The sequence below is a fragment of the Mesorhizobium sp. M0195 genome (genome assembly GCF_040322115.1).
GTDB lineage: Bacteria > Pseudomonadota > Alphaproteobacteria > Rhizobiales > Rhizobiaceae > Mesorhizobium.
Genome location: NZ_JAMYSV010000012.1, coordinates 1 through 20,987 on the forward strand (window position 1 = coordinate 1; position 20,987 = coordinate 20,987).

A 20,987-nucleotide genomic window follows, 5' to 3' on the forward strand; every position below is an offset into this window, starting at 1 on the left:
AAACCGGTAAAAACCCGTTTTCCTTATGGCTGTTTTGGGCCCCTCTTTAATTTTTTTTTCTCACTTTGCGCCTATTGCCCCCCCCCTCCCGTTTTGGGTTGTGGCGGCGGGCGGTCGGCCGCCCCCCGGTACTCAACGCTTACTTCAGTTCAACCTTGGCGCCGGCTGCTTCCAGCTGGGCCTTGAACTTGTCCGCGTCGGCCTTGGAAACGCCTTCCTTGACCGGCTTCGGAGCCGCCTCGACCAGGTCCTTGGCTTCCTTGAGGCCAAGACCGGTGATGGCGCGAACTTCCTTGATGACGTTGATCTTCTGAGCGCCTGCCTCGGTGAGGACGACGTCGAATTCCGTCTTTTCCTCGACAGGAGCAGCAGCGGCCGCAGCGCCGCCGGCAGCGGCAACCGCCACCGGAGCAGCGGCGGAAACGCCCCACTTTTCTTCAAGAAGCTTCGACAGCTCGGCCGCCTCGAGGACGGTCAGCTTCGAAAGGTCGTCTACGATCTTTGCCAGATCAGCCATTGCAATGTTCCTTCATAAGGTTCGAACGTGTGTTTGTGATAGCGAGGAACGGCCTCATGCCGCCTCGTCCTTCCGGGCGTAAGCGCCGATGACGCGCGCGACCGAGGCCGCAGGCGCATTGACGATCTGGGCGATCCGGGTTGCCGGCGTGGCGATCATGCCAACCAGCCTGGCGCGCAGCTCATCGAGCGACGGGAGTGTGGCGAGTGCCTTCACACCGTCGGCGTTGAGCGAGGTGGTGCCCATTGCGCCACCGAGAATGACGAGCTTGTCATTTCCCTTGGCGAAATCGGACGCGACCTTCGGCGCCGCAATCGGATCCTCCGAATAGGCGATCAGCGTCTGTCCCTTGAACAGCTCGATGATCGATGCGGAGTCCGTGCCCTGAAGAGCGATTTTGGCGAGACGGTTCTTCGCGACTTTGACGGTGCCACCGGCGGCGCGCATTTTCGACCGAAGGTCGTTCATTTGCGCGACGGTGATACCGGCGTAGTGGGCCACGACGACTGAACCAGCGCTTGAAAACGCATCATTCAGGCCCGTGACGAGTTCGCGTTTTTCCGCTCTGTCCACTGCCTATCTCCAGTTGACCCCTGCCCTCTACGAAGGACAGGCGTCGGGTTGCCTTTTGCCGGCCGGGCCATCCAGTAACGGATCTCCCGAACGACGCTCGAGGATCCTGCCCCCTTTCGCCACACCTGCCGGCTAGCCGGACGGTGCGCAGACAAAAGGCAAACACGGTTCGAACCTTTCATTGGAGCTTTCGCCCCTTTGTCCGGTCTTCACCCGTCTCATGCAGGCCCACATGAATTAAGGCCCACATCACCTAAGGCTTGGGGCCGCCTGCAATCTCGGACAGGATGTCCGGAAGCCTTTCGACTTCCGGTACCGGGCCACCGACAGGTCGGAGGCCCGGAATTCTTTCACGGATCAGCGTTTTAGCGGCCGATCCAATTGTTCGTATCAGGACGCTGCGAGCGTCGAGACATCGAGCTTGAGGCCCGGGCCCATCGTCGAGGTGACCGACACCTTCTTGACGTAGTTGCCCTTGGCCCCAGCCGGCTTTGCCCTGGTCACCGCGTCTGCGAAGGCGCGGACGTTTTCTTCCAGCGCCTTGACGTCGAACGACACCTTGCCGACGCCGGCATGAACGATGCCGGCCTTCTCGACGCGGAACTCGACGGCGCCGCCCTTCGATGCCTTGACAGCGGCGGCAACGTCAGTGGTGACGGTGCCGACCTTCGGGTTCGGCATCATGCCGCGCGGACCGAGCACTTTGCCGAGACGGCCGACCAGCGGCATCATGTCCGGCGTGGCGATGCAACGGTCAAAGTCGATCGTGCCCTTCTGGACGATGTCGACCAGGTCCTCGGCTCCGACGATGTCGGCGCCGGCGGCCTTGGCCTCTTCGGCCTTGTCGCCGCGCGCGAACACGGCGACGCGAACGCTGCGGCCGGTGCCGTTCGGCAGATTGACCACGCCGCGGACCATCTGGTCGGCATGGCGGGGATCGACGCCGAGGTTCATCGCGACCTCGACGGTCTCATCAAACTTCACCGAGGAGCGATCCTTGAGCAGCTTCAGCGCCTCACCCAAAGCGTAAGCCTTGTTGGGATCGATGCCTTCGCGGGTCTTCGATACACGCTTTGCAATCTTTGCCATGATCTCAGCCCACCACTTCCAGACCCATCGAGCGGGCGGAGCCCTCGACCATGCGCATGGCCGCCTCGACGTCGTTTGCGTTCAGATCCTTCATCTTCTGCTCGGCGATGGCGCGCACCTTGTCGCGGCCGATCGTACCGGCCTTGAGCTTGCCCGGCTCCTTGGAACCCGACTTCAGGTTGGCGGCCTTCTTCAGGAAATAGCTCACCGGCGGCGTCTTCATGACAAAGGTGAACGACTTGTCCTGGTAGTAGGTGATGACGACCGGAACCGGCGAACCCTTTTCCATTTCCTGGGTCTGCGCGTTGAACGCCTTGCAGAACTCCATGATGTTGATGCCACGCTGACCAAGCGCCGGGCCGATCGGGGGCGACGGCGTGGCCGATCCCGCGGAAACCTGGAGCTTGAGCTGGCCTGCAATCTTCTTAGCCATCTCTCTTCCTGCCTTTTCTCATGCCGGTCTTGCCGGCGGTTGCAGTCTGGTGGTGCGGTCCGCGCGGCCGGCTAAAGCCGCATTCGCCTCCCACCCGTTTTTGGCCGCGCGATCTCCGCGCCGCCTTCCCTGCCGCCGAAACCGGTGCAGGGATTTCGGATCAGCCCTTCTCGACCTGTCCGAATTCCAGATCGACCGGCACGGCGCGCCCGAAGATCGATACTTCCACCTTGAGCCGCGCCCGCTCTTCGTCCACTTCCTGGACGAAACCGTTGAACGACGCGAATGGTCCATCCGAAACGCGGATCGCTTCGCCGATCTCGAACGTCACCGAGGGCTTCGGCCGCTCGACGCCTTCCTGAACCTGGTTCAGGATACGCTGGGCTTCGGCTTCGGTGATCGGCACCGGCTTGGAGTCGCCCAGGAAACCGGTGACCTTCGGCGTGTTCTTGACGAGCGAGAACACGGCATCGGTCAGATTGGCTTTCAGCAGCACATAGCCCGGAAAGAACTTGCGCTCGGCATCGACCTTGCGGCCGCGGCGGATCTCGACGACCTTCTCGGTCGGCACCACGATCTGCTCGATGTCGGCGGACAGGCCCTTCTGCTTGGCCTTGTTCTCGATGTCCTCGGCGACCTTCTTTTCAAAGTTCGAGTAGGCGTGGACGATGTACCACCGCGCGGTCATTTCAAGACTTCTCCGTAATCGCCGGACTTACTGTCCGAGGCCGAGGATTTTTTCGACCGCAAAGCCCATGGCCACGTCTGCGGTAAAGAAAAAGATCATCGCGATGACCGCGAACACAAGGACCATCACCGTCGAGATCATCGTTTCGCGCCGCGACGGCCAAGTGACCTTGGCGGTCTCCGCGCGAACCTGCTGGAGAAAGGTGAAAGGATTTGTGGTTTTCGAAGCCATATGCCGCTCTGTCTGCAAGACCCGTTGGCCGGGTCTCCTGGATGATCCCGCTGGCCGGGACGTGCCGCTTGAGCGTGCGTTCGCGCCGAATCAGCGCAATCATTTCGCCCATGCAAATCAGACGCGTAAAGCCGGCTTCCCAGCTCCACGCGTCGCGTGTCTGTTTCGTCTACATAAAACCGATTCTTGATCCACGCAAGTGGCAAGTGTCCGCTTTATGCCCAAACGCCGCCTCGGAACCATCCAGTCGTTCCGTCCCGGCTATGCGGCCCTTATGCCGCAACTTATGCTATATGGCAAGTCACAAGCCGGTTTTCAAAGGCCGCACTGCAAAAGAATCGTTTTAGGTATCCATTCGAAGAATGGCACGGGCAGCAGGGCTCGAACCTACGACCTGCGGTTTTGGAGACCGCCGCTCTACCAACTGAGCTATGCCCGTATGCGCATGTCGGCGCAGCAGGCGCTTCCTAAAAGCTTCCGCGCGCTCTGTAAAGAGCGACGTGCGCTACCCGGCCTTCATCTTCGAAAGTCCAGGCGTCCTCCCGGCCATTTCCCGTCGATCCGTTGATTGCTGACGATCAAGCCGACCCATGGACGCACGATTTTCGGGTCGGTCAGATTGATGTATTTTCCCACCAGCCCTTTCGCACCCTGGCGCCGGGCATCGATGAGCCCCTTGCGCACGCCATTATGCCAATCGAACAGCAGGTAAACCCTCTCTCCCGCCGTCTTCACCTCGCCCCGGCCAGACTTCCATTTATCCTCGGTATCGCCCGGGATCGTGGGATCGGCACCGCCGTTCCAACGGCTGGACCAGCTGCCTTCGATGGTGTCGTTGCGGTCGCGGTCGCTTTCGGTGCCCCAGGCCTCGGCATTTTCATCGCTTGGAGTTCCCTCCAGTTTCACGCCGGCGGCGAACGCCGACACCTCCTCGTCGTCGGGAGTGGGGACGTCCATGACGCCAAACGGATTTCGGATTCCGCGGTCGCTGTCAAAGACGCTGTTTGAATTTTTCTTGCCTTCCGATCTCATCGCAAAGCCTCCGGTTTTCAATGTGGCCGCGCCATTCGACGGCGACTTTAAACCGTTAGCCTGGAGGACCGAGACCTCCATAGCCACCCGTTTTCCTGGCCGGCAGGCTTTCGACCGATTCGCGCGCGGTCAGGTTCCCGAAGGCGGCTTGTAAGGCCCGCCCGGCACCCCCCAACCCCAGGCCGGCATTGGTTCCGTCTCGGGATCGCAGGTCGGGCCCTTGTTGGAATTCATCCTGGCCAGCCGCGATCCCCATTCGACATAGGCCATGAAAGCCGAGCGGAATTCGGGATCGTCAGGCAGCCCGATCTCGTCGGCGGCGTCGGCGAGAAGATTGATCCAGCGCCGGCGCTGCTCCTCGGTCAGATGCTTGCCGAGATGGTGCATCACCATCTCGCGATGGCCGCCATGCTTTTCGCTGTAGGTTTTCGGTCCACCGAAAACTTCGCCGATGAAGGCCGCGACGTGAGCGGGATGGTCCGGCGACATGTGCTTGAACACCGGCCCGACGATGGGATCCCGAGAGACGTTGTCGTAGAAGGTTTGGGTCAGGCGGTTCAGCGCTTCGGTGCCACCGGCCCATTCGAACAATGTCGGGGCATCCTGGCTCATTTGCGATCCCTCCCATGCTGGTCTTCAACCGCGCTGGACGATAGCGGAAGCACCGAGCGACCGCTCAACCTGCCTCGATGGGCAGTGCAAGGTTACGCTAAAGCTTCGCCGGAGTCTCTGCCTCGGCGCTGGCGGACGGCAGAACGCGGCAGTTGTCGGGCTTCGGCGACGGCTTGCAGATGGTGGCGCCCGTCAGCGCGTCCACCGATTGCGGCCCCGTCGTCAGTCCAACCTTCAGCATTAGGTCGGGTTCGAGCTGGCGCTCGACCGAGCGCTGCTCGAGCGCGGCGAATAGACCGGGACCAATCGCCATGTCCTCGAGATAGGGCTTAATTATCTGCTGCTGTCCCATCAGGTACATGCCGAGCCGCGCTTGCGGACCGACAAACCGTCTGACGCCGCCGGCAAGCATGAGCGCGCACGCCGAATCGCATACCGCTCCCGAATCGACGGTCAGGCCGGCATAGGCGCCCTCTTTAGCCAAGCAACTCCACTCTCCCGGGTCGCAGCCAACAAAATCGGTGCGGGCGACGGCGATGTCGAGCTTCTTTTCGTGGATAAGTCGCCCCACCGCCAGAGCACTGAACAGGTCGCCTCCTTGTGAGCTGACCACCACCGGCAGCCGTCGGTTGCCAAGCATGGCGAGCAACTGGCGCAGCTTCTGCGGGGTCTGAGGCGCAATCGCGCCTTCGGCCGAGATCCATTCCGGGCAGTTTGGATTGCAAAGCGGGTTGCTGCCGCGGACCAGGACGAAGCGCATGTCTGCGACCTCCTTCGGCCGCGGGGTTTCGAGCCCTGCGGGTGCAGGCTCGGCTTTCGCCACCACTTCGCCGGCCGGCTTCGTGATATTCGCCGGCGCCGGCACCTCCCTGCAACTCGCCGGCAACGGATCGGACGTGCATAGGGTTGGCGCGGTCAGCAGGTCGACGGCATCCCGGCTGGTGACGAGATTCATTTGCAGCATGTCGTAGGGAGCCAATTGCTGGATACCGCTGGCCGGTGTGCTTTTCATGGTCTCGAGCACACCCAGGCCGACGCCCATCTCCTTCAGATAGGCCGCCAGCTTCCGCTCCAGCGGCTTGTTCATCTCATAGGTCTTGTAGCTGCCGGCGTTCTTCCGGCTGACGACCCTGGTGCTGAGTATCTTCTTCTTGCCTTTCACCATGCGATAAGTGGTGCGGTACAGCAATTTCGTCCGGATATAGGTCGTGGTGATCTGATGGACGCCGAGAAAGGCCCATTCCCCGACCACGCGCCGGATGCCACCGGAAAACATCAACGGACAGGCGGAATTGCAGATGGCGCCATCGGCATAAGCATTGCCAAAATAACGGGCGCCCTTGCCGTCGTTTTCCTTGCAGTTCTTCACATCTGGCAGACAGCCGACGAAGCGGGTTTTGCCAACGGCGATATCGAGCTTGTTCTTGCGGATCAGGCGACCAAGTGTCAGCGCCGCTTCGACATTGCCGCCGGGGGAATCGACGACGATCGGCAGCTTTCGGCCGCCAAGCGCTTTCAGCGCGCGTTTGAACAGGGCCGGTGTGCCGGCTTCTATCGAGCCTTCCGCCGATATCCATTCCGGACAGGTCGGCTCGCAGCCCGGCGCGCTGCTGCGGACGACGACGAACCGCATCGTCGGGCCGAAATCCGGCGCGGATTTTTCCGGCGTGGATTTCTTTGCATCCGCTGCGAAGGCAGCGTGGCCCATGGCAAGCAACGACACCAGGCAGATCAGCCCTAGCGACCACCATGCCTGACTATGCAAACGGCGCCATGGAACCATTCGGGCAGCCCCCCTCGATGCAACCTATACTAGTTATGGCAGAGGCGCTTGCAACAGGATTTGAAGCAATGCGGTTAATCCATTGCCAGAATATCAGAATCAAAAGGGCGGCCCGAAGACCGCCCCTTTGCATCCGATCTCAACCGGCAGCGCCGGCGATTACTCTTTGATGGTGACGACGATGCCGGCACCGACGGTGCGGCCGCCTTCACGGATGGCGAAGCGCAGCTTCTCTTCCATGGCGATCGGCACGATCAGCTCGACATCGACGGTGATGTTGTCGCCCGGCATCACCATCTCGGTGCCTTCCGGCAGCGACACGATGCCGGTCACGTCCGTCGTGCGGAAATAGAACTGCGGACGGTAGTTGGTGAAGAACGGCGTGTGGCGGCCGCCCTCGTCCTTGGTCAGGATGTAGGCTTCGGCAACGAACTTCTTGTGCGGCTTGACGGTGCCGGGCTTGGCCAGGACCTGGCCGCGCTCGACGCCCTCACGGTCGACACCGCGCAGCAGCGCGCCGATGTTGTCGCCGGCCTGGCCCTGGTCGAGCAGCTTGCGGAACATCTCGACGCCCGTGCAGGTCGTCTTGGTGGTCGGACGGATGCCGACGATCTCCAGCTCCTCGCCGACCTTGACGACGCCGCGCTCGACGCGGCCGGTCACCACCGTGCCGCGGCCCGAGATCGAGAACACGTCCTCGATCGGCATCAGGAACGGCTTGTCGAGCGGACGAACCGGCGTCGGAATGTAGGCATCGACCGCAGCCATCAGTTCGCGGATGGCGTCCTCGCCGATCTTCTTGTCGCTGTCTTCAAGTGCGGCAAGCGCCGAACCCTTGACGATCGGAATGTCGTCGCCGGGGAACTCGTTCTTGGTCAGAAGCTCACGCACCTCGAGCTCGACCAGCTCGAGCAGCTCGGCGTCGTCGACCTGGTCGACCTTGTTCAAGAACACCACGATCGAGGGCACGCCGACCTGGCGGGCGAGCAGGATGTGCTCGCGGGTCTGCGGCATCGGGCCGTCGGCGGCCGACACCACCAGGATCGCGCCGTCCATCTGCGCGGCACCGGTGATCATGTTCTTCACATAGTCGGCGTGGCCGGGGCAGTCGACATGGGCATAGTGGCGGTTGGCGGTCTCGTATTCGACGTGCGCCGTCGAAATGGTGATGCCGCGCGCCTTCTCTTCGGGCGCCGCATCGATCTGGTCGTAGCGCTTGTATTCGCCAAAATACTTGGTGATCGCCGCCGTCAGCGACGTCTTGCCATGGTCGACGTGACCAATCGTGCCAATGTTCACATGAGGCTTAGTGCGCTCGAATTTACCTTTTGCCATAGTCTCTTTCCTTGGACGGCCTGGGACGGCCTGGACCTTCAGTTCAGTCGAATGCGGGGCGATTAGCGACTAAGGCCGAAAAACACAAGTGCCTTGTCGCCGAGCGCGCTCGCCCGCCCGAACGCGTGATCCGGTTTCGGAGAATGTGGCGCGGATATAGGAACGAACAAGGGCAAATGGAATGGCTACGGCGGCGGCTGACGGCTTTGACGGATTTACAGGCGGATCTGGCCCATTGCCGCTTTGGCGCCGGTCTGATTTCGTGGGCCGATGCATTTCATCCCGACTGCCATACGAGGCCCGCTGTTCATGGTCGTTTCGACCGGGTCCTACATCGTCAACGATACGATGATGAAGCTCGCAACCGCGGGACTGCCGCCCTATGAGGTGCTGTTCCTGCGCGGCGCTGCGGCAACGTTGTGGGGCATTCCGCTGCTGTTCATGCTGGGCTATGGCAAGCAGATTCCGCTGATCCTCGATGCGACGGTTTTGCGCAGGAACCTGCTCGAACTGGGTGCGATCCTTTGCTACGTGGTGGCGCTCGCCAACATGCAGATCGCCGATTCCACCGCGCTCGGGCAGATCACGCCCTTGCTGATGCTGGTCGGCTCCTCGATGCTGTTTGGCGAACGGATCGGCGGGGTACGCCTGGCGCTGATCGGGCTCGGCTTTGTCGGCGCGGTGATGGTGGCACAACCGACGATGCAGGGGATTTCGGTTTACGCCCTGCTGGCGCTCGGCAATGCAGCCCTGTCCGCGGCGCGCGATCTGGCCGGGCGCAAGGTCGCCGCCGACGTGCCGGGAATGGTCGTGGCTATTTCCGCGGTGATTGTGGTGCTCGCCGGCGCCGGCGTTGCGCATCTGGTTTCCGAGCAATGGGTGGTGCCTGAAACCCGTCACCTGCTGCTGATGGGCGGCGCCGGACTGTTCCTGATCTTCGGCCACTTCTTCATCTTCATGGCCTATCGTGTCGGGCCGACCAGCGTGGTGGCGCCGTTCTACTATTGCTTTACCGTCTGGGCGGTGATTTCAGGCCTGGTGGTTTTCCGGCAGCTCCCGAATGCGCTGGCCATCTGCGGTATCCTGCTGGTGGTCGCCAGCGGGTTGACCATTGTCTCGCTCGACGAGCGCAAGCGCCGGTTAACCGTCGTCGCCTAGAGCTGGAGAGGGTGTAGGGACGATCGCCTGAGTGGAGAAGCGTATGGCAAGCCCGGAGAACGGAAACAACCAGAATGCAAGCAACCGCATGCTCGCCGGAAAGTGCCTGTGCGGCGCCGTTCAGTACGCGGTGGCGGACGCGTTCGTCTATGCCGCGAACTGCCACTGCTCGAACTGCCGGCGCACCACCGGCTCGGCCTTCAAGCCATTCGCCGGCATCGAGCGCGACAGGCTGAGCCTGGCGAGGGGCGAGGACAATCTCATGATCTTCGGCGACGAAACCGGCCATGACGCGCACTGCAAGACTTGCGGCTCGTTGCTCTATTCGGTGGTCCGGGACGGTGCCTTCGTGCATGTCGCCATGGGAAGCCTCGTCGACGAGCCAACCATCCGCCCGACGCAGCACATCTTCGTCGGCTCCAAGGCGAAGTGGTTCACGATCACCGACGATCTGCCGCAGTATGAAGAACACGCGGTCGCCGGAGATGCCGGCGAATAGCTGACCGTTAGAAACGCTCAACCAAACTATCGTTTCGTTTTCGCGTCCGCCGCCAAGCAAACTATACTGTGCTCCGTCACTGAATTTATGTCGCGGAGATTTCTGTGGCATTGCCGCCCGACTGGTTGCCCAATGTTGCGATGAGGCGCGTCATTTGCCATTGGACGGCAGGCTCGCATTCGGCCGGCGATACCGATAGGGATGCGTATCACATACTGGTCGAGGGGAATGGCCGTTTGGTCAGGGGCCGGCCTTCGATCGCGCTCAATTCGGGTCGGGTAAAACCGGGATATGCCGCGCACACGCTCAACTGCAATGGCGGCTCGATCGGGGTTTCGCTCTGCTGCATGGCCGGGGCGGAGGAAAGGCCGTTCGATGCCGGCCGCTATCCGATGACCAGGGCACAGTGGAACGCGATGACCGCGGTTGTCGCCGAACTCTGCAAATATTACCGCATCAAGGTCACGCCCAAAACGGTGCTCTCGCATGCAGAGGTCGAGGGCAATCTCGGCATCGAGCAACGCGGAAAATGGGACTTCACCCGGCTGCCCTTCGATCCAACGATCAGCGGCGCAAGCGCCTGTGGCGAGCGGCTGCGTCGCGACGTGACGGCGGCAATGGGCAAGATGCCCAATCTGCCCGTGAGGATTGGGCGCGATGCCGTATGGCAGCGATTGCTGGAGGAACTATGGCCGATCATGGTGAGAGGGCTGGAAGCCGCCTCAACACGCTGATCCGCCAGATCCTCAAAAGGATCAGATAGGCGCTCGGTATTCGGGTGAATGCCGACGCAACTGCCGGACGGCTTCTACAGAGCCCTCTTGCCGCTGAACTGGTGATAGGCCCACAGGACAACCACGGCACCGACCACGGCTACGATCAGGCTATAGATGTTAAGCCCGGTGACGCCCGACGCACCAAAGGCGCTGAAGATCAGTCCGCCGACGATAGCCCCGACAATCCCAAGCACGATATCGAGCACCAGGCCCTGCCCGCTTTTATTGACGATCTTGCTGCCTATGAAGCCGGCGATGACGCCGAGAATAATCCAGCTTAATATTGACATTTTTCCTCTCCGTTCCCCGCACCCGATTACTTCCACATTATTAAGCAAAGCTCAAGCCAACTTGAAAATCATGATTACGGAAAGCTCAAACCGGCTTGAAATTCGCCATGAATGCGTCATTGTCGGAGACGGACGGGCAATTTGACATGGAGATCCACAATGGGACTGTTTGACAATGCCGTTCCCGGCGGCAACGTCGCCAAGCCGCTGATGATCGCGCTCGGCGCACTTTTGGTGGGAAAAATGCTGAGCAGTGGAAGTTCCGCCCAGCCGGAGGCAGCGCAGAGCCCTGCCCCCGTCCCGCCGGATACAACCGCATCCGCCGACGGCGGACTGCTTGGCGGTCTGGGCGGCCTGCTCGACAAACTGAAGGACGCCGGCCACGGCAACGTCGCCAATTCGTGGGTCGGCACCGGTCAGAACCAGCCGATCAACCCCAACGATCTGGGCAGTGCTCTCGGGCCGCAAATCATTCAGGAGATCGCGCAAAGGACGGGCCTGAATCAGCAGGAATTGCTCCAGCAATTGTCGGCAGCCTTGCCGGGACTTGTCGACCAGCTGACGCCGAACGGGCAAGTGCCGCAGCAGAACCAGCTCGCGTCCATATTCAGCAAATTCGCGAGCTGACGCCTGTCGCCCAACGCCGCCTGCGGTTCGGGACAACGATATGCGTAAAACACAGATTAAGATGCGCGTCCTTCTGGACGCGCATCGAACACTTTGAACTATCGGCAAGCGCTTCGCTGGCGCTGCCTGCTTCGGGATCGTGCGCGAAGTGCGCCGTGGCCTGGAGGAAATCTGGAGCGGGTAGCGGGAATCGAACCCGCATATTCAGCTTGGAAGGCTCCTAGAAATACAATGAAATCAATGCGCCGTGTCATTGCTGCCTTTGGCCGTGTCAAATTATGCCGTCGGGATCAGGAGGCGTGTCACTCGTGGATAGTGCCGCCCTGCCGACTTCCGACATGTTCGGTGTAAACGAGCGTTCAAACCGCAGGAATGGCGGATTTCCGGGCTTTTTCGTGCCGTTTGTGCCCAGCTATTCCCCCCGAAACTGAGCGCTTCGCGGTCGTATCTGGGCGCTTTCTGGGCGCAGTCAGCGCCCTTCCCTCGCCTTTCGATAAGCGCTCACGTCCACGCGTTTCATCTCGTCGTCGGCGGGAGTGTAGGTCAGGCCGACCTGCTTACCGCCGCACCTGGCGCATTTCAGCTTTGGAATGAGGTCATCCGACATCGCCGGCGCGTCAGGGCCGAGCTTCGCCTTGATCCCCTCCAGGTCGAGCGCCTGATTGTGGTGGCATTTTGGATTGTGGCAAAACGCGATGAGCCGCATCTTGCCATCGATCAATGATTGTAGTGTCCAGCCTTTCGCCATCCGGTCGATATAGGGCTGGCCCTTGACGAATGCCAAGCCCGCGGCATCATCCCGGGGACATGGCAATCTGAAAGGGCATGTTCGTCATGAAACCTGGACTCCTTGAAGAAGTTCCGTGGTCGGATTCCATCACGGTTTACGACAAAGAGAATTTCACCATCTACATGCGGATCCTGGACGCCTGCGCTGACAATGCCAGCGAAGAGGAGATGGCCAAGCTCATTCTCGGCATCGACCCCCTGCTTGAACCGGTCCGCGCTCGCAAGGCTGTTCGCAGCCATATCGACCGGGCGAACTGGATGGTGACGACCGGCTACAAGGAACTGTTCGCCGGTTGACTGCTATTCCTCATCGCCAAAACCCAGCAGCGAGGCATGGCGTATGTGGCTGTGATCGCCACGGAGATGCTTCACGCGCAGCTTTACGCCAGGCTTGACCCACTGCGTCGTCGGCCGCTTCTTCATGGCCTCTGGCGGCGGGCCGGCGTGCTCCCGGACGCGCTTCAATAGCCTATCTTTCATGTCGCGGCCCAAGGTGATGAAGGCGGTACCGAGATATTTGCCGGTGCCGGGATCAGCCAGCAACGCGAATGCCGCCTTGCCCGGCTCGCGCTCGACGCCGAGCAGTTCGAATTCGTCGATGGTCCAGCTCTTTGTCTTCAGCCAGTTCGATGTGAGGCCGCTGCGATATTTGCTGTCGGCGCGCTTCGAGACGATCCCCTCGAGCTCAGCTTGGTCGACAAGGTAGAAGATCGCCTTGGCGTCGCCGGGCATGGCCTCGCTGAACTGGATCCTGCTATTCGGCTTCATGATGCCATAGAGCATTTCGCGGCGCGCCTTGCAGCCGATGTCGCGCAGGTCGTGGCCGTCGAGGTGCAGAATGTCGAAGGCGCCGAGAATCATCGCGTAGGGATCGCTGTGGACGGCTTTCTGGAGTGCTGCGAAATCCGGCAGCCCGGCCTCGTTGGTGACGACAGCCTCGCCGTCGATGATGGCGTTCTCGACCTCGAGCTCCCGCGCTGCTTCGACCAGCCCGGTATATTTGCTCGTCCAGTCCGCACCGGTTCTGGTGAAGACGCGAATATCCTCGGGGCTGTTGATAACGATCTGGGAGCGGTAGCCGTCGAGCTTGACCTCGTGAATCCAGTCGTCGCCTCCGGGCGGCTTGGCCACCAGCTTGGGCTCCATCGGAGGAATAAACGCCAACCTCGCCCCGCTCATACAAACCCCAACGCAACGCACCCTATTCAATAAACTTTGAACGTTTCGGTTCCCGAACGCAAAAAGCCCGCCGCGCCTTTCGGCACGGCGGGCGATCATCATCATAGTGCTGGTGCCGGGAGAATGATCAGCTGGTCGCGGCCGCCTTCGCAGCCTCGATCTCCTCGGGCGTGGCCTGGCGCTCGAACACCTCGAACACCGAGGGGCCGCCGTTGTTGTGCGGAAGGCCGAACGACTTTTCAGCCGGGAAGCCTGGACCGACCGTGCCGGACTCGACGCCGTTGATCTTGATTGTCGAAACATAGTTGCCGTTGGTGTTCACCTTGATGGTCGTGGTCATGTAAGTGTTTTCCTTTGGGAGATTGCCCGGAGCCGCCGGGCGCGGATTGCTAAGGTGATTCCGGCGTCAGCGGCATCAGCGGCGCCGGCGCCGGCACGATGTCGAAATAGACCGTCGGCGCCGTCACCTCGATTGGGAAGGCCAGCTTCTGCAGGACGTTGCAGGTGTAGGTGAAGCGCGCCTCGTAGTGCGCCCGGCCGAGCGCGGTCGCCAGCGGGATGGTGATGGAGCGCTGATAGGTCTCGCGGCCTTCCGGCGGATAGCCGTCGATCAGCGGCCGGCGGCCGACCGTGTAGGTCGATGGCACATGCACGGTGCCATCCGAATCGGTGACGTAGCGCTCGACGGTCGCCGCGCAGATGCGGTTCTGGATCACCGTGTACTGGACGTCGAGCACGCCGCCCTGCGGCACCTGCGGCGTCAGCACGCTCGCCGATTCGAACACGGTCGGCGGCTCGCGGTCGATCAGGATGGTGACCAACCATGCCAAGAGCACGGCAAAGGGGGACGCGACCAGCGCGGAGCGCCAGTCGAAGGCGCGCGTTCTTTCCAGCACCGTCATTTGGCCAGCACCGTCATTTGAGCGACCTCAGGTAGGGCGCCAGCAGCGCCCAGAGCTGGTTCAGCGCCACCAGCACGGCGGCAAGCCCAAGCACGAATTTTGGCGCCGAGCGCAGCGTCTTGTTGAACAGCACCGAGCGGGTGACGATCCTGAAGCCTGCCTCCCATTTGTCGTCCGGCAGCTTCAAAAACTGGTCCAGCCGGTCCATCTGCTTCTTGGTCAGGTGGCTGACCTGGATCATGCGTTCGCGCTCTTCCTCGTTCCAGCGGTAGACCATCTCGATGGTCCGCTTATCGAGATCCCTCCATCGATCCGGCAGTTGGCTAGGATCTCTCTCCGCCATCGTTTCTCCACTCGCCCTTTCATGATTTCAGTTCGGCGCGGCGTGCCGCGCTGGCCTTGGTGTGGCGGTCGCATTCGGCGGGCTTGTAGAGGCCGATGGCGCAGCCCGGCGCCACCGTGTGGTCGATCCGGTTCTGATCCTCGACGGTCTTGCCCTGCGCACCCGTCAGGCTGTTACCGAGGGCCAAGCGCAGCGCCGGAACACCGTTGACGCCGGAAGTCCCACACCCCGCCAGCAGCAACACAATCGTCAAGTGACCGGCTCGCCTCAACGCCTTTGCGGATCGCATCCTGATTTTCCTTTTCGATCTGGTCGCGCACTTCCTGCGCTCCCCAATGCTTGATGAGTTCGTAGCCGCCAAAGGCGGCGCCCGAGATCGCGAGCAGTATGAAGGCCCATGCCAGGATCCCGGCAAAGGGTCGTGGAACGCCAACTAAGCCGGCGACTATTCCGATGAGCGCAGACATCAACAATCCCTCAGAACGCCGTGATGCAGGAAGCCGTGAAAGCCCGTTATGGCGATCGAGCCTGCGCCGGCCGCGCAGGTGTTGCCGTCCTTGTCGACGTGAATGGTTTCGCCCACGGTACCGTGCCGGACCCAGCACCGATGAGCGCTATCGTCCTTCATCGTGCAGTTGGATGCCCGGCCGTCGATGAACCAGGTGTGATGGCCATGCAAACGGCAGCAGATCGCGAGCCCATCGGCACCTTTCGGATAGCCGTCGCCTTCCGCAACCCACAGTGCGCCAATCGGCAGATCACGGCCGATGACCTCATCCCCGGTTTCCAAGTTGCGCATGATCGGAGAGGCAACGCCTTCCTTGAACTCGGAATGACGGCCAGTGTATTCCCACCAGGTGCAGCGATACTCGCTCATCATCGCCGCGCTCCGCTCTGGAACGCCTCGACGCCCTTCTTCTCGCCATGGCGGGCGATCAGGAAGAGTCCTCCGGCAACGCCAGCGATCGCCAGCATCCACACCCAGCCGGGCACGTCGCCGGCGGCGTCTTTCACCGGCTGCATGACGCCCGAAGCCTGGTCAAGATTGCCGAGAATGCCGTCAAAGAAGCTGCCGATCAGCGCGGCGATGCTGGCGAAGAACGCGCCGACCTTGGTCAGCCAGTTGGTGCGCACCTCCGGCACCTTTTCGCGAACGACCTCGGGTGGCGCTTCACTGCGCGCCGGCGCCAGCACGCGCGGCTTTGCTTTCTGCAGCGACAGCAGCAGCGCATCGTCGATGCCATCACCTTCGGGCAGGCCATTCTCGGCGCGGAAGGCGCGGATCGCCGTCGAAGTCATCGTGCCGCCCTTGCCGTCGACACCGCCGACCTCGGTATAGCCGAGATCCTTGAGCTGTTTCTGGACCCGCTCGATCGTGGCCTTGTCGACGGCCGGAGCCGATGGCGCGACGGGTTCAGCAGGTGCGACCGGCTTGGCATGCGCTTCAGGCGAGAAGGGAGTATCCTTAATCCTCTGCCATTTGGCATAGGCTGAGGCGAGCTTCGAATCGTAGCGGTTTTTCTTGTAGCCGGGGCCGTTCCAGGTCTCGGCGACAACCGGCCAGCGATGCGCGCGCAGATCGTCGTCCACCTTCCAGGCGACAAGCAGCTTCACCGTCGCCTCGAGATGCGCCGCTTCGTCATCCATGAACGCTTGCACCATGGTCTGGACAGACGGGAAGCCGGCAGCCTTGAAGTTCTCGCCGAGGATCTGCGTCAGGCCCCACGACGCCGACTTCAACGCCGCCATCTGGTCGAGCGCCATGGCCGCGATCAGGCGCTGATAGCTGTCCTTTGGATAGGGCTCTGCGCCCCATTTGGCATAGGCTAGCCCGGCCTTCACCGCGGCGGTGCGCTTCGCGCCGGACAAGTTGCGGTAGAAAACATGCGGCTCGAACAGCAGCTTCGGCCGGCCTTTGGCGTCGAAGCCGGAACCTGCCGCTTCGACGTCCATGAAGGCGTGAATTTCATCCTCGCCGACGCCGATGATCGCGCCGATGCGCGGTATGTCGAGATCGGTGATGCGCTTCGCATCGCCCTTGAACGTGGTGTCCATGGCAGTTCCTTTCCGCCCTCGCGGGCAGGTTGGGTTGTAGATGTTTTGGGTTTCGCGTGATCTAGCCGAGCCAAATAAAACCAGCTAAGAAGATCGCGGGCTTTGGGGGAAATCTCACATGACACTCGTCGGGGACGCGGTCTCACGTTCGCGGTTCATTCTTCGCAAATTGGTCGGGACTTCGAGGGCCGATCGCGAGGCCGACCTTATCGCGCATTTAAGACGAGCCACGGTTCCGCAGATCTTGCTCCTGGGCGACAGCCTGGTTGAAGCGTCGTGCGCCGGGACCGGCAACCCTCGCGTTGCACGGGGTTCCTATAGCGGCTCCCGCATCGCCGATGTCTTAGCCGCGGTAAGTCGCGTCAAGGGCGCGCACCTGTGGAGCAAGGTCGCCGGAGCCGTGGTTTCTATTGGACTGAACGACGCGCAAACAAGCGAGGGCGACGATCTTGAGTTTCGTCGCCTTTACTTTCGATCCGCCCTCGACGCGCTTTCGCGCTCGTTCGGAGAAAAACCCCTCGTCATGCTGACGATCACCGATATCGCTTCGGCTGGTCAATGGGTGTCGCGCTTCAATCGCAGGCTGATTGCAATGGAGAACGACGAGATCGCCGCTTTGCCCACGGCGAAAATCCACGATGTCGCGACACTCTTTCGCAGCGCTGTTCTGGAGGCTGGTCTGGTGTATGACGCCGCGTTTCGGGACGGAGTTCACTTCTCTCCGGTCGGATATCGGTATTGGGACCCACTGGTTGAGCAGGCCATCAACATGGTCTCTTCAACCAATATAGAAAAGGCGCCCGATCAAGCAAACCGCGCGATGTTTTCGGCGTAGTCTTGCGCCGCCACAGCGGCGGCTGTTCGCGCCGAAATAGTCAAATCCTCGCCATAGGTGCGATGCATCGTCAGGCCAGGACATGCCGTCATACCGGCAATCGCGCCATTGCCCCAAGTGAACGGGGACAGGTTGGATACCCAGGGCGTCCGAGCGGCGATCGACTTACTGTCGACCAACACGCCGTCTTGAAAATAGAAGTTGTTGGTTCCAACCTTAGCGCAGGCGATGTGGTGCAGGCCGGCCGGCGATCCAAGATTGATCGCCGTAAGCGGATTGCCGGCGTCACTATCAAAGCGCACCGCCATATCGCCGCCGCCCGTATAGCGGCGAGCCATCGTCGGAACGTCGGACGCGGCATAGTTCGCAGCAGCGCCCTTTACCAACAACAAGCCTATGTGCCCGGTAGGATCAACGGCCGGATGGGTTACGATGGTCGACATATAGTAATCGTGGGTGAGATTGCTCTGGAAATATTGAGCGCCGCTGCCGATCTGGATGCCACCGTGGTCAGCGGTCGGGCCAAGGATAAAGCCCTTCTTGGTGGGGCTGAATTTCAGGCCTCCGATTACGACTTCAGGCGCGCTGGTGTAGCCTGATCCTGGCGCAGTGACATTGAAGCCCGTGATTGCTCCACCTGAAACGTTGGCGGTTGCTGTAGCACCAGTGCCGCCACCTCCGACGAGATAAACGGTGGGCGCAGCAGCGTAACCAGAACCGCCGGCGTCGAGCGTGATGGACGCAACGGTCCCGGTCGAGAGCACCGCCGTGCCGGCGCCTCCGATGCCGGCCGTGTTGTTCTTAATCAGAGCAGACGGTGCTCCGGTCACCAAATTGCCGACAACAGCATTGGCCGCGACGACCGCGGTTGATGGGTCCCAAGTGCCCAGCCGGAGCGCGTCGAACAGCCAGAGTGAGCCGGCGTTCAGCAACCCGTCTTTCAAAAGAGTTGGGTTGGATACGCCAGCAGCCATGGCTGATGGGGACTTAATGATGAGAGACCTTGCCATTTTTAAAGCCCTCTAGCCAATAGGCTGTCGTTGATGTGTCCCGCCTCGACGGTCTTGCCGAGCGCGGTTGTCGGGTGAACGCCGTCGCCTAAGATCGCCAAGGTGACGAGCGGATAAACGACGCCGAGAACAGTGACGTTTTGAGTGTAACCATCCGCGATAAGGGCGGCGTGAAGATCAAGGCACTCGCCCGGATAGGCGGCAAGCGTCGCCGCAGTGAGAGCCTGACTTGCCTCAATCCACTGTTTGCTGATCGCTTCCGTACCGGCCCTGCCAATGCCGGCCGGGCAGCCATTGGCTCGCGCCGTGGCATCCGTCAGGCGAGCGAGCCCGATGTGATCGCAAACGATCAGCATCTTTTTAACCAGCGGGCGAACCTTGTTGACGATGGCTGCAATGTTAGCCATCGACGTTGCCAGACTGAACCCCGGCTCAATGTCGTTATAGGTCAACCAAAGAATGCATATGCCGGACAGCACATCCTTGAGGGCCATCGCCGCCGATGCATCAGTTGAGCCGACCAAAACGCCGCTAGTCGGCGTAATGACAACCGGGTTGCTGACCGCAACGATAGATCCGGCTGTATCTCGTGTGAAAGTATAGACTGGAACGGTGCCGTAGCCGGTGAGAGCGAGGTTGCCGGGAACGCCGGCTATGCTCACCCGCAGCGCGCCAGTCGCGCCTTGCCACAGACGGAAGATGGAGGTTTCGAGACCTGTAATGACCACGGCGCCTGATGCAGGAATGGACGCGCCTGCGACCGATCCCGAGAACGGGGTAGCCCCAAGGCGATAGGCCATGTCATCTGACCGTTGCCCTGAAACGGCTTCAAGATGGAAGGAGGCGTTGGGCCGCAGCGCCAGAAGCCCGGTGTAATAGCCAAGTCCGCCGCTGGTTGAAAGAGAGTTGCCAACCGGCACAATAAGACTGGTGCCAATTACGCGATTTTCTTCGCCGCCAGCTACCGACTGAAAGAACTCGCTCGCTGGCGTTGTGCGGTCACTCGAATAGATGACGTTGCTTCCGTCTGACGAAAGGTGCGGGCCAGAGTTATTCGACCCCGTCGTCATTTGAGTTCTGACGCCGGTCGCCTTTGTGTAGCGGATAACCTGGTTTAGGCCGGACACATCCTCGACCGTGAAATAATATGCGGAACTGTCGATAGCGCCACCGGCCACGCCGTCGATCTTGCCCGCCACCAGGTGATGAAAATAATAGGAGCCATCGGCCCTGCCGTAGCCGAACACTTTATAGTTGGCATCGACAATCGGCGCGTAGGCGACATTGCCGGCGACAATCTGCTCAGAAGCCGATGCTTCAAGGCCAATGACATTTACGTCAGTGTACCCGGTGGCCGCATTGTAGCTGTAGGAAATGGCGCCAGCGCTGCTTTCCAGGGCAAGACGAGAACGGAACAGGGCATCGTCCTGACGGTAGCCGCCATAAATCTTTCCCGCAGTGTCGACGAAAGCAATGCCGAGCAGGCCGCCGAAAGCCATCCATTCTGTGATCATATCAAACGCGAGATCGAACGCGGTTTTACTCGGATAGCTGGCGACCAGCGTCGCCACGGCGGCGACGTTCTTATACATCAAGGCATAGGTGTTCGTGCCGTCGCCCTTGACGATGAAGAACTGCCCGTTGGTAGTGGCCGCGATGCCGGCGGCCGTGGTGTCATAGATCACCCCGCCGATCGCCGCATTGGCAAGGCCAACATCGGCATGGGTCGAGACAACATCGGCCGCGGTAGCAATCCGATCGGCTGCGGTCTGGGCGGCATCGGCGCCGGTCGCCGCGCGATCGAGGCCGGTTTGCGCGCGGTCGGCAGTGGTGGCAATGCGATCGGCCGCCGTCTGGCCGGCATCGGCGTCGGTCGCCCCGCGATCCAGCGTGGTTTGCGCACGATCGGCGGCGGCCGCGACGCGATCGGCAGCGGTCTGGCCAGCGTCGGCGCCGGTTGCCGTGCGATCAAGGCCGGTTTGAGTGCGGTCGGCACCGGTCTGCGCACGATCCGCCGCGGTCTGGCCGGCATCGCCCGCAGCGGCCGCAGCGGCCGCCTGCGCTAGCGTAATGCCGGTCTCGAGGTCGCCGAACTGTTCAGCGATCGTTTCGGCTTGCGTTGCCGACGCGGCGGCCTGCTGGACCTGGGCAGCACCCTGCGCCAGCAGCGTGCCCCAGAAATTTTCGCCGGTCGCGGCCCACGAACCGGCCGTCTTCAGCCACTCGTCGCC

General features: G+C 61.5%; 28 protein-coding genes and 1 tRNA gene. 7 read left to right on the plus strand and 22 right to left on the minus strand.

All coding sequences use genetic code 11. The features are described from left to right. Window positions 1-139: 139 nt before the first annotated feature. The 11 genes from rplL to tuf all read right to left on the minus strand — a co-directional run bounded on the left by rplL (window position 140) and on the right by tuf (window position 8,293). Window positions 140-517, minus strand: a complete 378-nt coding sequence (gene rplL, locus NKJ12_RS21225; protein WP_140752948.1) for a 50S ribosomal protein L7/L12 — start codon at window positions 515-517, stop codon at window positions 140-142. Between the two features lie 54 nt (window positions 518-571). Continuing rightward, window positions 572-1,090, minus strand: coding sequence for a 50S ribosomal protein L10 (gene rplJ / locus NKJ12_RS21230; protein ID WP_008875657.1), 519 nt, complete (start codon window positions 1,088-1,090; stop codon window positions 572-574). 390 nt (window positions 1,091-1,480) lie between these two features. Beyond that, window positions 1,481-2,179, minus strand: a complete 699-nt coding sequence (gene rplA, locus NKJ12_RS21235) for a 50S ribosomal protein L1 (protein WP_254817142.1) — start codon at window positions 2,177-2,179, stop codon at window positions 1,481-1,483. 4 nt (window positions 2,180-2,183) lie between these two features. After that, entirely contained in the window at window positions 2,184-2,612 is a 429-nt protein-coding gene (rplK, locus tag NKJ12_RS21240; RefSeq protein ID WP_254817141.1) for a 50S ribosomal protein L11, read from the minus strand. A 160-nt stretch (window positions 2,613-2,772) separates the two neighbouring features. Next, window positions 2,773-3,300, minus strand: a complete 528-nt coding sequence (gene nusG / locus NKJ12_RS21245) for a transcription termination/antitermination protein NusG (protein ID WP_006333333.1) — start codon at window positions 3,298-3,300, stop codon at window positions 2,773-2,775. Window positions 3,301-3,327: 27 nt separating this feature from the next. Beyond that, window positions 3,328-3,531, minus strand: a complete 204-nt coding sequence (secE, locus tag NKJ12_RS21250; protein WP_023680439.1) for a preprotein translocase subunit SecE — start codon at window positions 3,529-3,531, stop codon at window positions 3,328-3,330. A gap of 363 nt (window positions 3,532-3,894) precedes the next feature. Further along, window positions 3,895-3,970: transfer RNA gene (locus NKJ12_RS21255), tRNA-Trp, on the minus strand. A 77-nt stretch (window positions 3,971-4,047) separates the two neighbouring features. Next, window positions 4,048-4,644 carry a hypothetical protein gene (locus NKJ12_RS21260; protein ID WP_352509927.1) on the minus strand — a complete coding sequence of 199 codons (597 nt, stop codon included), beginning with the start codon at window positions 4,642-4,644 and terminating at the stop codon, window positions 4,048-4,050. Window positions 4,645-4,692: 48 nt separating this feature from the next. Then, on the minus strand, window positions 4,693-5,175 hold the full coding sequence (locus tag NKJ12_RS21265) for a group II truncated hemoglobin (RefSeq protein WP_352509926.1): 483 nt from the start codon (window positions 5,173-5,175) through the stop codon (window positions 4,693-4,695). Window positions 5,176-5,272: 97 nt separating this feature from the next. Further along, window positions 5,273-6,958, minus strand: coding sequence for a COG3904 family protein (locus tag NKJ12_RS21270; RefSeq protein WP_352509925.1), 1,686 nt, complete (start codon window positions 6,956-6,958; stop codon window positions 5,273-5,275). Window positions 6,959-7,117: 159 nt separating this feature from the next. Continuing rightward, window positions 7,118-8,293, minus strand: a complete 1,176-nt coding sequence (gene tuf, locus NKJ12_RS21275; RefSeq protein ID WP_254817137.1) for an elongation factor Tu — start codon at window positions 8,291-8,293, stop codon at window positions 7,118-7,120. A 270-nt stretch (window positions 8,294-8,563) separates the two neighbouring features. On the opposite strand from tuf, the gene NKJ12_RS21280 reads away from it, so the two are divergent. The 3 genes from NKJ12_RS21280 to NKJ12_RS21290 all read left to right on the plus strand — a co-directional run bounded on the left by NKJ12_RS21280 (window position 8,564) and on the right by NKJ12_RS21290 (window position 10,684). Then, a complete protein-coding gene (locus tag NKJ12_RS21280; RefSeq protein ID WP_352704860.1) occupies window positions 8,564-9,451 on the plus strand; it encodes a DMT family transporter in 888 nt (295 codons plus the stop codon). Window positions 9,452-9,494: 43 nt separating this feature from the next. Then, on the plus strand, window positions 9,495-9,950 hold the full coding sequence (locus tag NKJ12_RS21285; RefSeq protein ID WP_352704862.1) for a GFA family protein: 456 nt from the start codon (window positions 9,495-9,497) through the stop codon (window positions 9,948-9,950). Window positions 9,951-10,054: 104 nt separating this feature from the next. Further along, on the plus strand, window positions 10,055-10,684 hold the full coding sequence (locus tag NKJ12_RS21290) for an N-acetylmuramoyl-L-alanine amidase (RefSeq protein ID WP_352704864.1): 630 nt from the start codon (window positions 10,055-10,057) through the stop codon (window positions 10,682-10,684). Window positions 10,685-10,758: 74 nt separating this feature from the next. Here the strand turns inward: NKJ12_RS21290 and NKJ12_RS21295 are convergent, their stop codons facing one another. After that, on the minus strand, window positions 10,759-11,016 hold the full coding sequence (locus NKJ12_RS21295) for a GlsB/YeaQ/YmgE family stress response membrane protein (protein ID WP_023717513.1): 258 nt from the start codon (window positions 11,014-11,016) through the stop codon (window positions 10,759-10,761). Between the two features lie 159 nt (window positions 11,017-11,175). On the opposite strand from NKJ12_RS21295, the gene NKJ12_RS21300 reads away from it, so the two are divergent. Continuing rightward, window positions 11,176-11,643 carry a YidB family protein gene (locus NKJ12_RS21300; RefSeq protein ID WP_254817132.1) on the plus strand — a complete coding sequence of 156 codons (468 nt, stop codon included), beginning with the start codon at window positions 11,176-11,178 and terminating at the stop codon, window positions 11,641-11,643. A 469-nt stretch (window positions 11,644-12,112) separates the two neighbouring features. On the opposite strand, the gene NKJ12_RS21305 is transcribed toward NKJ12_RS21300, so the two are convergent. Continuing rightward, on the minus strand, window positions 12,113-12,364 hold the full coding sequence (locus NKJ12_RS21305) for a hypothetical protein (protein WP_352704866.1): 252 nt from the start codon (window positions 12,362-12,364) through the stop codon (window positions 12,113-12,115). Window positions 12,365-12,477: 113 nt separating this feature from the next. Between NKJ12_RS21305 and NKJ12_RS21310 the strand changes: the two genes are divergently transcribed. Further along, window positions 12,478-12,729, plus strand: coding sequence for a DNA -binding domain-containing protein (locus NKJ12_RS21310; protein WP_352704868.1), 252 nt, complete (start codon window positions 12,478-12,480; stop codon window positions 12,727-12,729). 3 nt (window positions 12,730-12,732) lie between these two features. Here NKJ12_RS21310 and NKJ12_RS21315 read toward each other — a convergent pair whose 3' ends face one another. From NKJ12_RS21315 to NKJ12_RS21345, 7 genes are all read right to left on the minus strand, one after another. Continuing rightward, on the minus strand, window positions 12,733-13,563 hold the full coding sequence (locus tag NKJ12_RS21315; protein WP_352704870.1) for an ATP-dependent DNA ligase: 831 nt from the start codon (window positions 13,561-13,563) through the stop codon (window positions 12,733-12,735). Between the two features lie 175 nt (window positions 13,564-13,738). Continuing rightward, window positions 13,739-13,951, minus strand: coding sequence for a hypothetical protein (locus NKJ12_RS21320; RefSeq protein ID WP_352704871.1), 213 nt, complete (start codon window positions 13,949-13,951; stop codon window positions 13,739-13,741). 49 nt (window positions 13,952-14,000) lie between these two features. Next, the gene (locus NKJ12_RS21325) at window positions 14,001-14,513 is read right to left on the minus strand and encodes a hypothetical protein (protein ID WP_352704873.1); all 513 of its coding nucleotides are present in this window, start codon (window positions 14,511-14,513) and stop codon (window positions 14,001-14,003) included. Window positions 14,514-14,526: 13 nt separating this feature from the next. Then, window positions 14,527-14,856, minus strand: a complete 330-nt coding sequence (locus tag NKJ12_RS21330; RefSeq protein ID WP_352704875.1) for a hypothetical protein — start codon at window positions 14,854-14,856, stop codon at window positions 14,527-14,529. Window positions 14,857-14,875: 19 nt separating this feature from the next. Further along, window positions 14,876-15,145, minus strand: coding sequence for a hypothetical protein (locus NKJ12_RS21335; protein ID WP_352704877.1), 270 nt, complete (start codon window positions 15,143-15,145; stop codon window positions 14,876-14,878). A gap of 177 nt (window positions 15,146-15,322) precedes the next feature. After that, entirely contained in the window at window positions 15,323-15,736 is a 414-nt protein-coding gene (locus tag NKJ12_RS21340; protein WP_352704879.1) for a hypothetical protein, read from the minus strand. Continuing rightward, window positions 15,733-16,911 (minus strand): N-acetylmuramidase domain-containing protein, encoded by a 1,179-nt coding sequence (locus NKJ12_RS21345; RefSeq protein WP_352704881.1) that lies wholly within the window; start codon window positions 16,909-16,911, stop codon window positions 15,733-15,735. The genes NKJ12_RS21340 and NKJ12_RS21345 overlap by 4 nt, the downstream gene beginning before the upstream one ends. 118 nt (window positions 16,912-17,029) lie before the next feature. Here NKJ12_RS21345 and NKJ12_RS21350 point away from each other — a divergent pair, with 118 nt between their 5' ends. Continuing rightward, complete coding sequence (locus NKJ12_RS21350) at window positions 17,030-17,746, plus strand: SGNH/GDSL hydrolase family protein (RefSeq protein WP_352704882.1); 717 nt, start codon at window positions 17,030-17,032, stop codon at window positions 17,744-17,746. Here the strand turns inward: NKJ12_RS21350 and NKJ12_RS21355 are convergent. Next, window positions 17,716-18,756 carry a hypothetical protein gene (locus NKJ12_RS21355; RefSeq protein ID WP_352704884.1) on the minus strand — a complete coding sequence of 347 codons (1,041 nt, stop codon included), beginning with the start codon at window positions 18,754-18,756 and terminating at the stop codon, window positions 17,716-17,718. The two genes, NKJ12_RS21350 and NKJ12_RS21355, sit on opposite strands and share 31 nt — an antisense overlap. Before the next feature lie 2 nt (window positions 18,757-18,758). After that, window positions 18,759-20,441 carry a TolB-like translocation protein gene (locus tag NKJ12_RS21360; protein WP_352704886.1) on the minus strand — a complete coding sequence of 561 codons (1,683 nt, stop codon included), beginning with the start codon at window positions 20,439-20,441 and terminating at the stop codon, window positions 18,759-18,761. 36 nt (window positions 20,442-20,477) lie between these two features. Here NKJ12_RS21360 and NKJ12_RS21365 point away from each other — a divergent pair, with 36 nt between their 5' ends. Beyond that, entirely contained in the window at window positions 20,478-20,822 is a 345-nt protein-coding gene (locus tag NKJ12_RS21365; protein WP_352704887.1) for a hypothetical protein, read from the plus strand. Window positions 20,823-20,987: the final 165 nt, after the last annotated feature.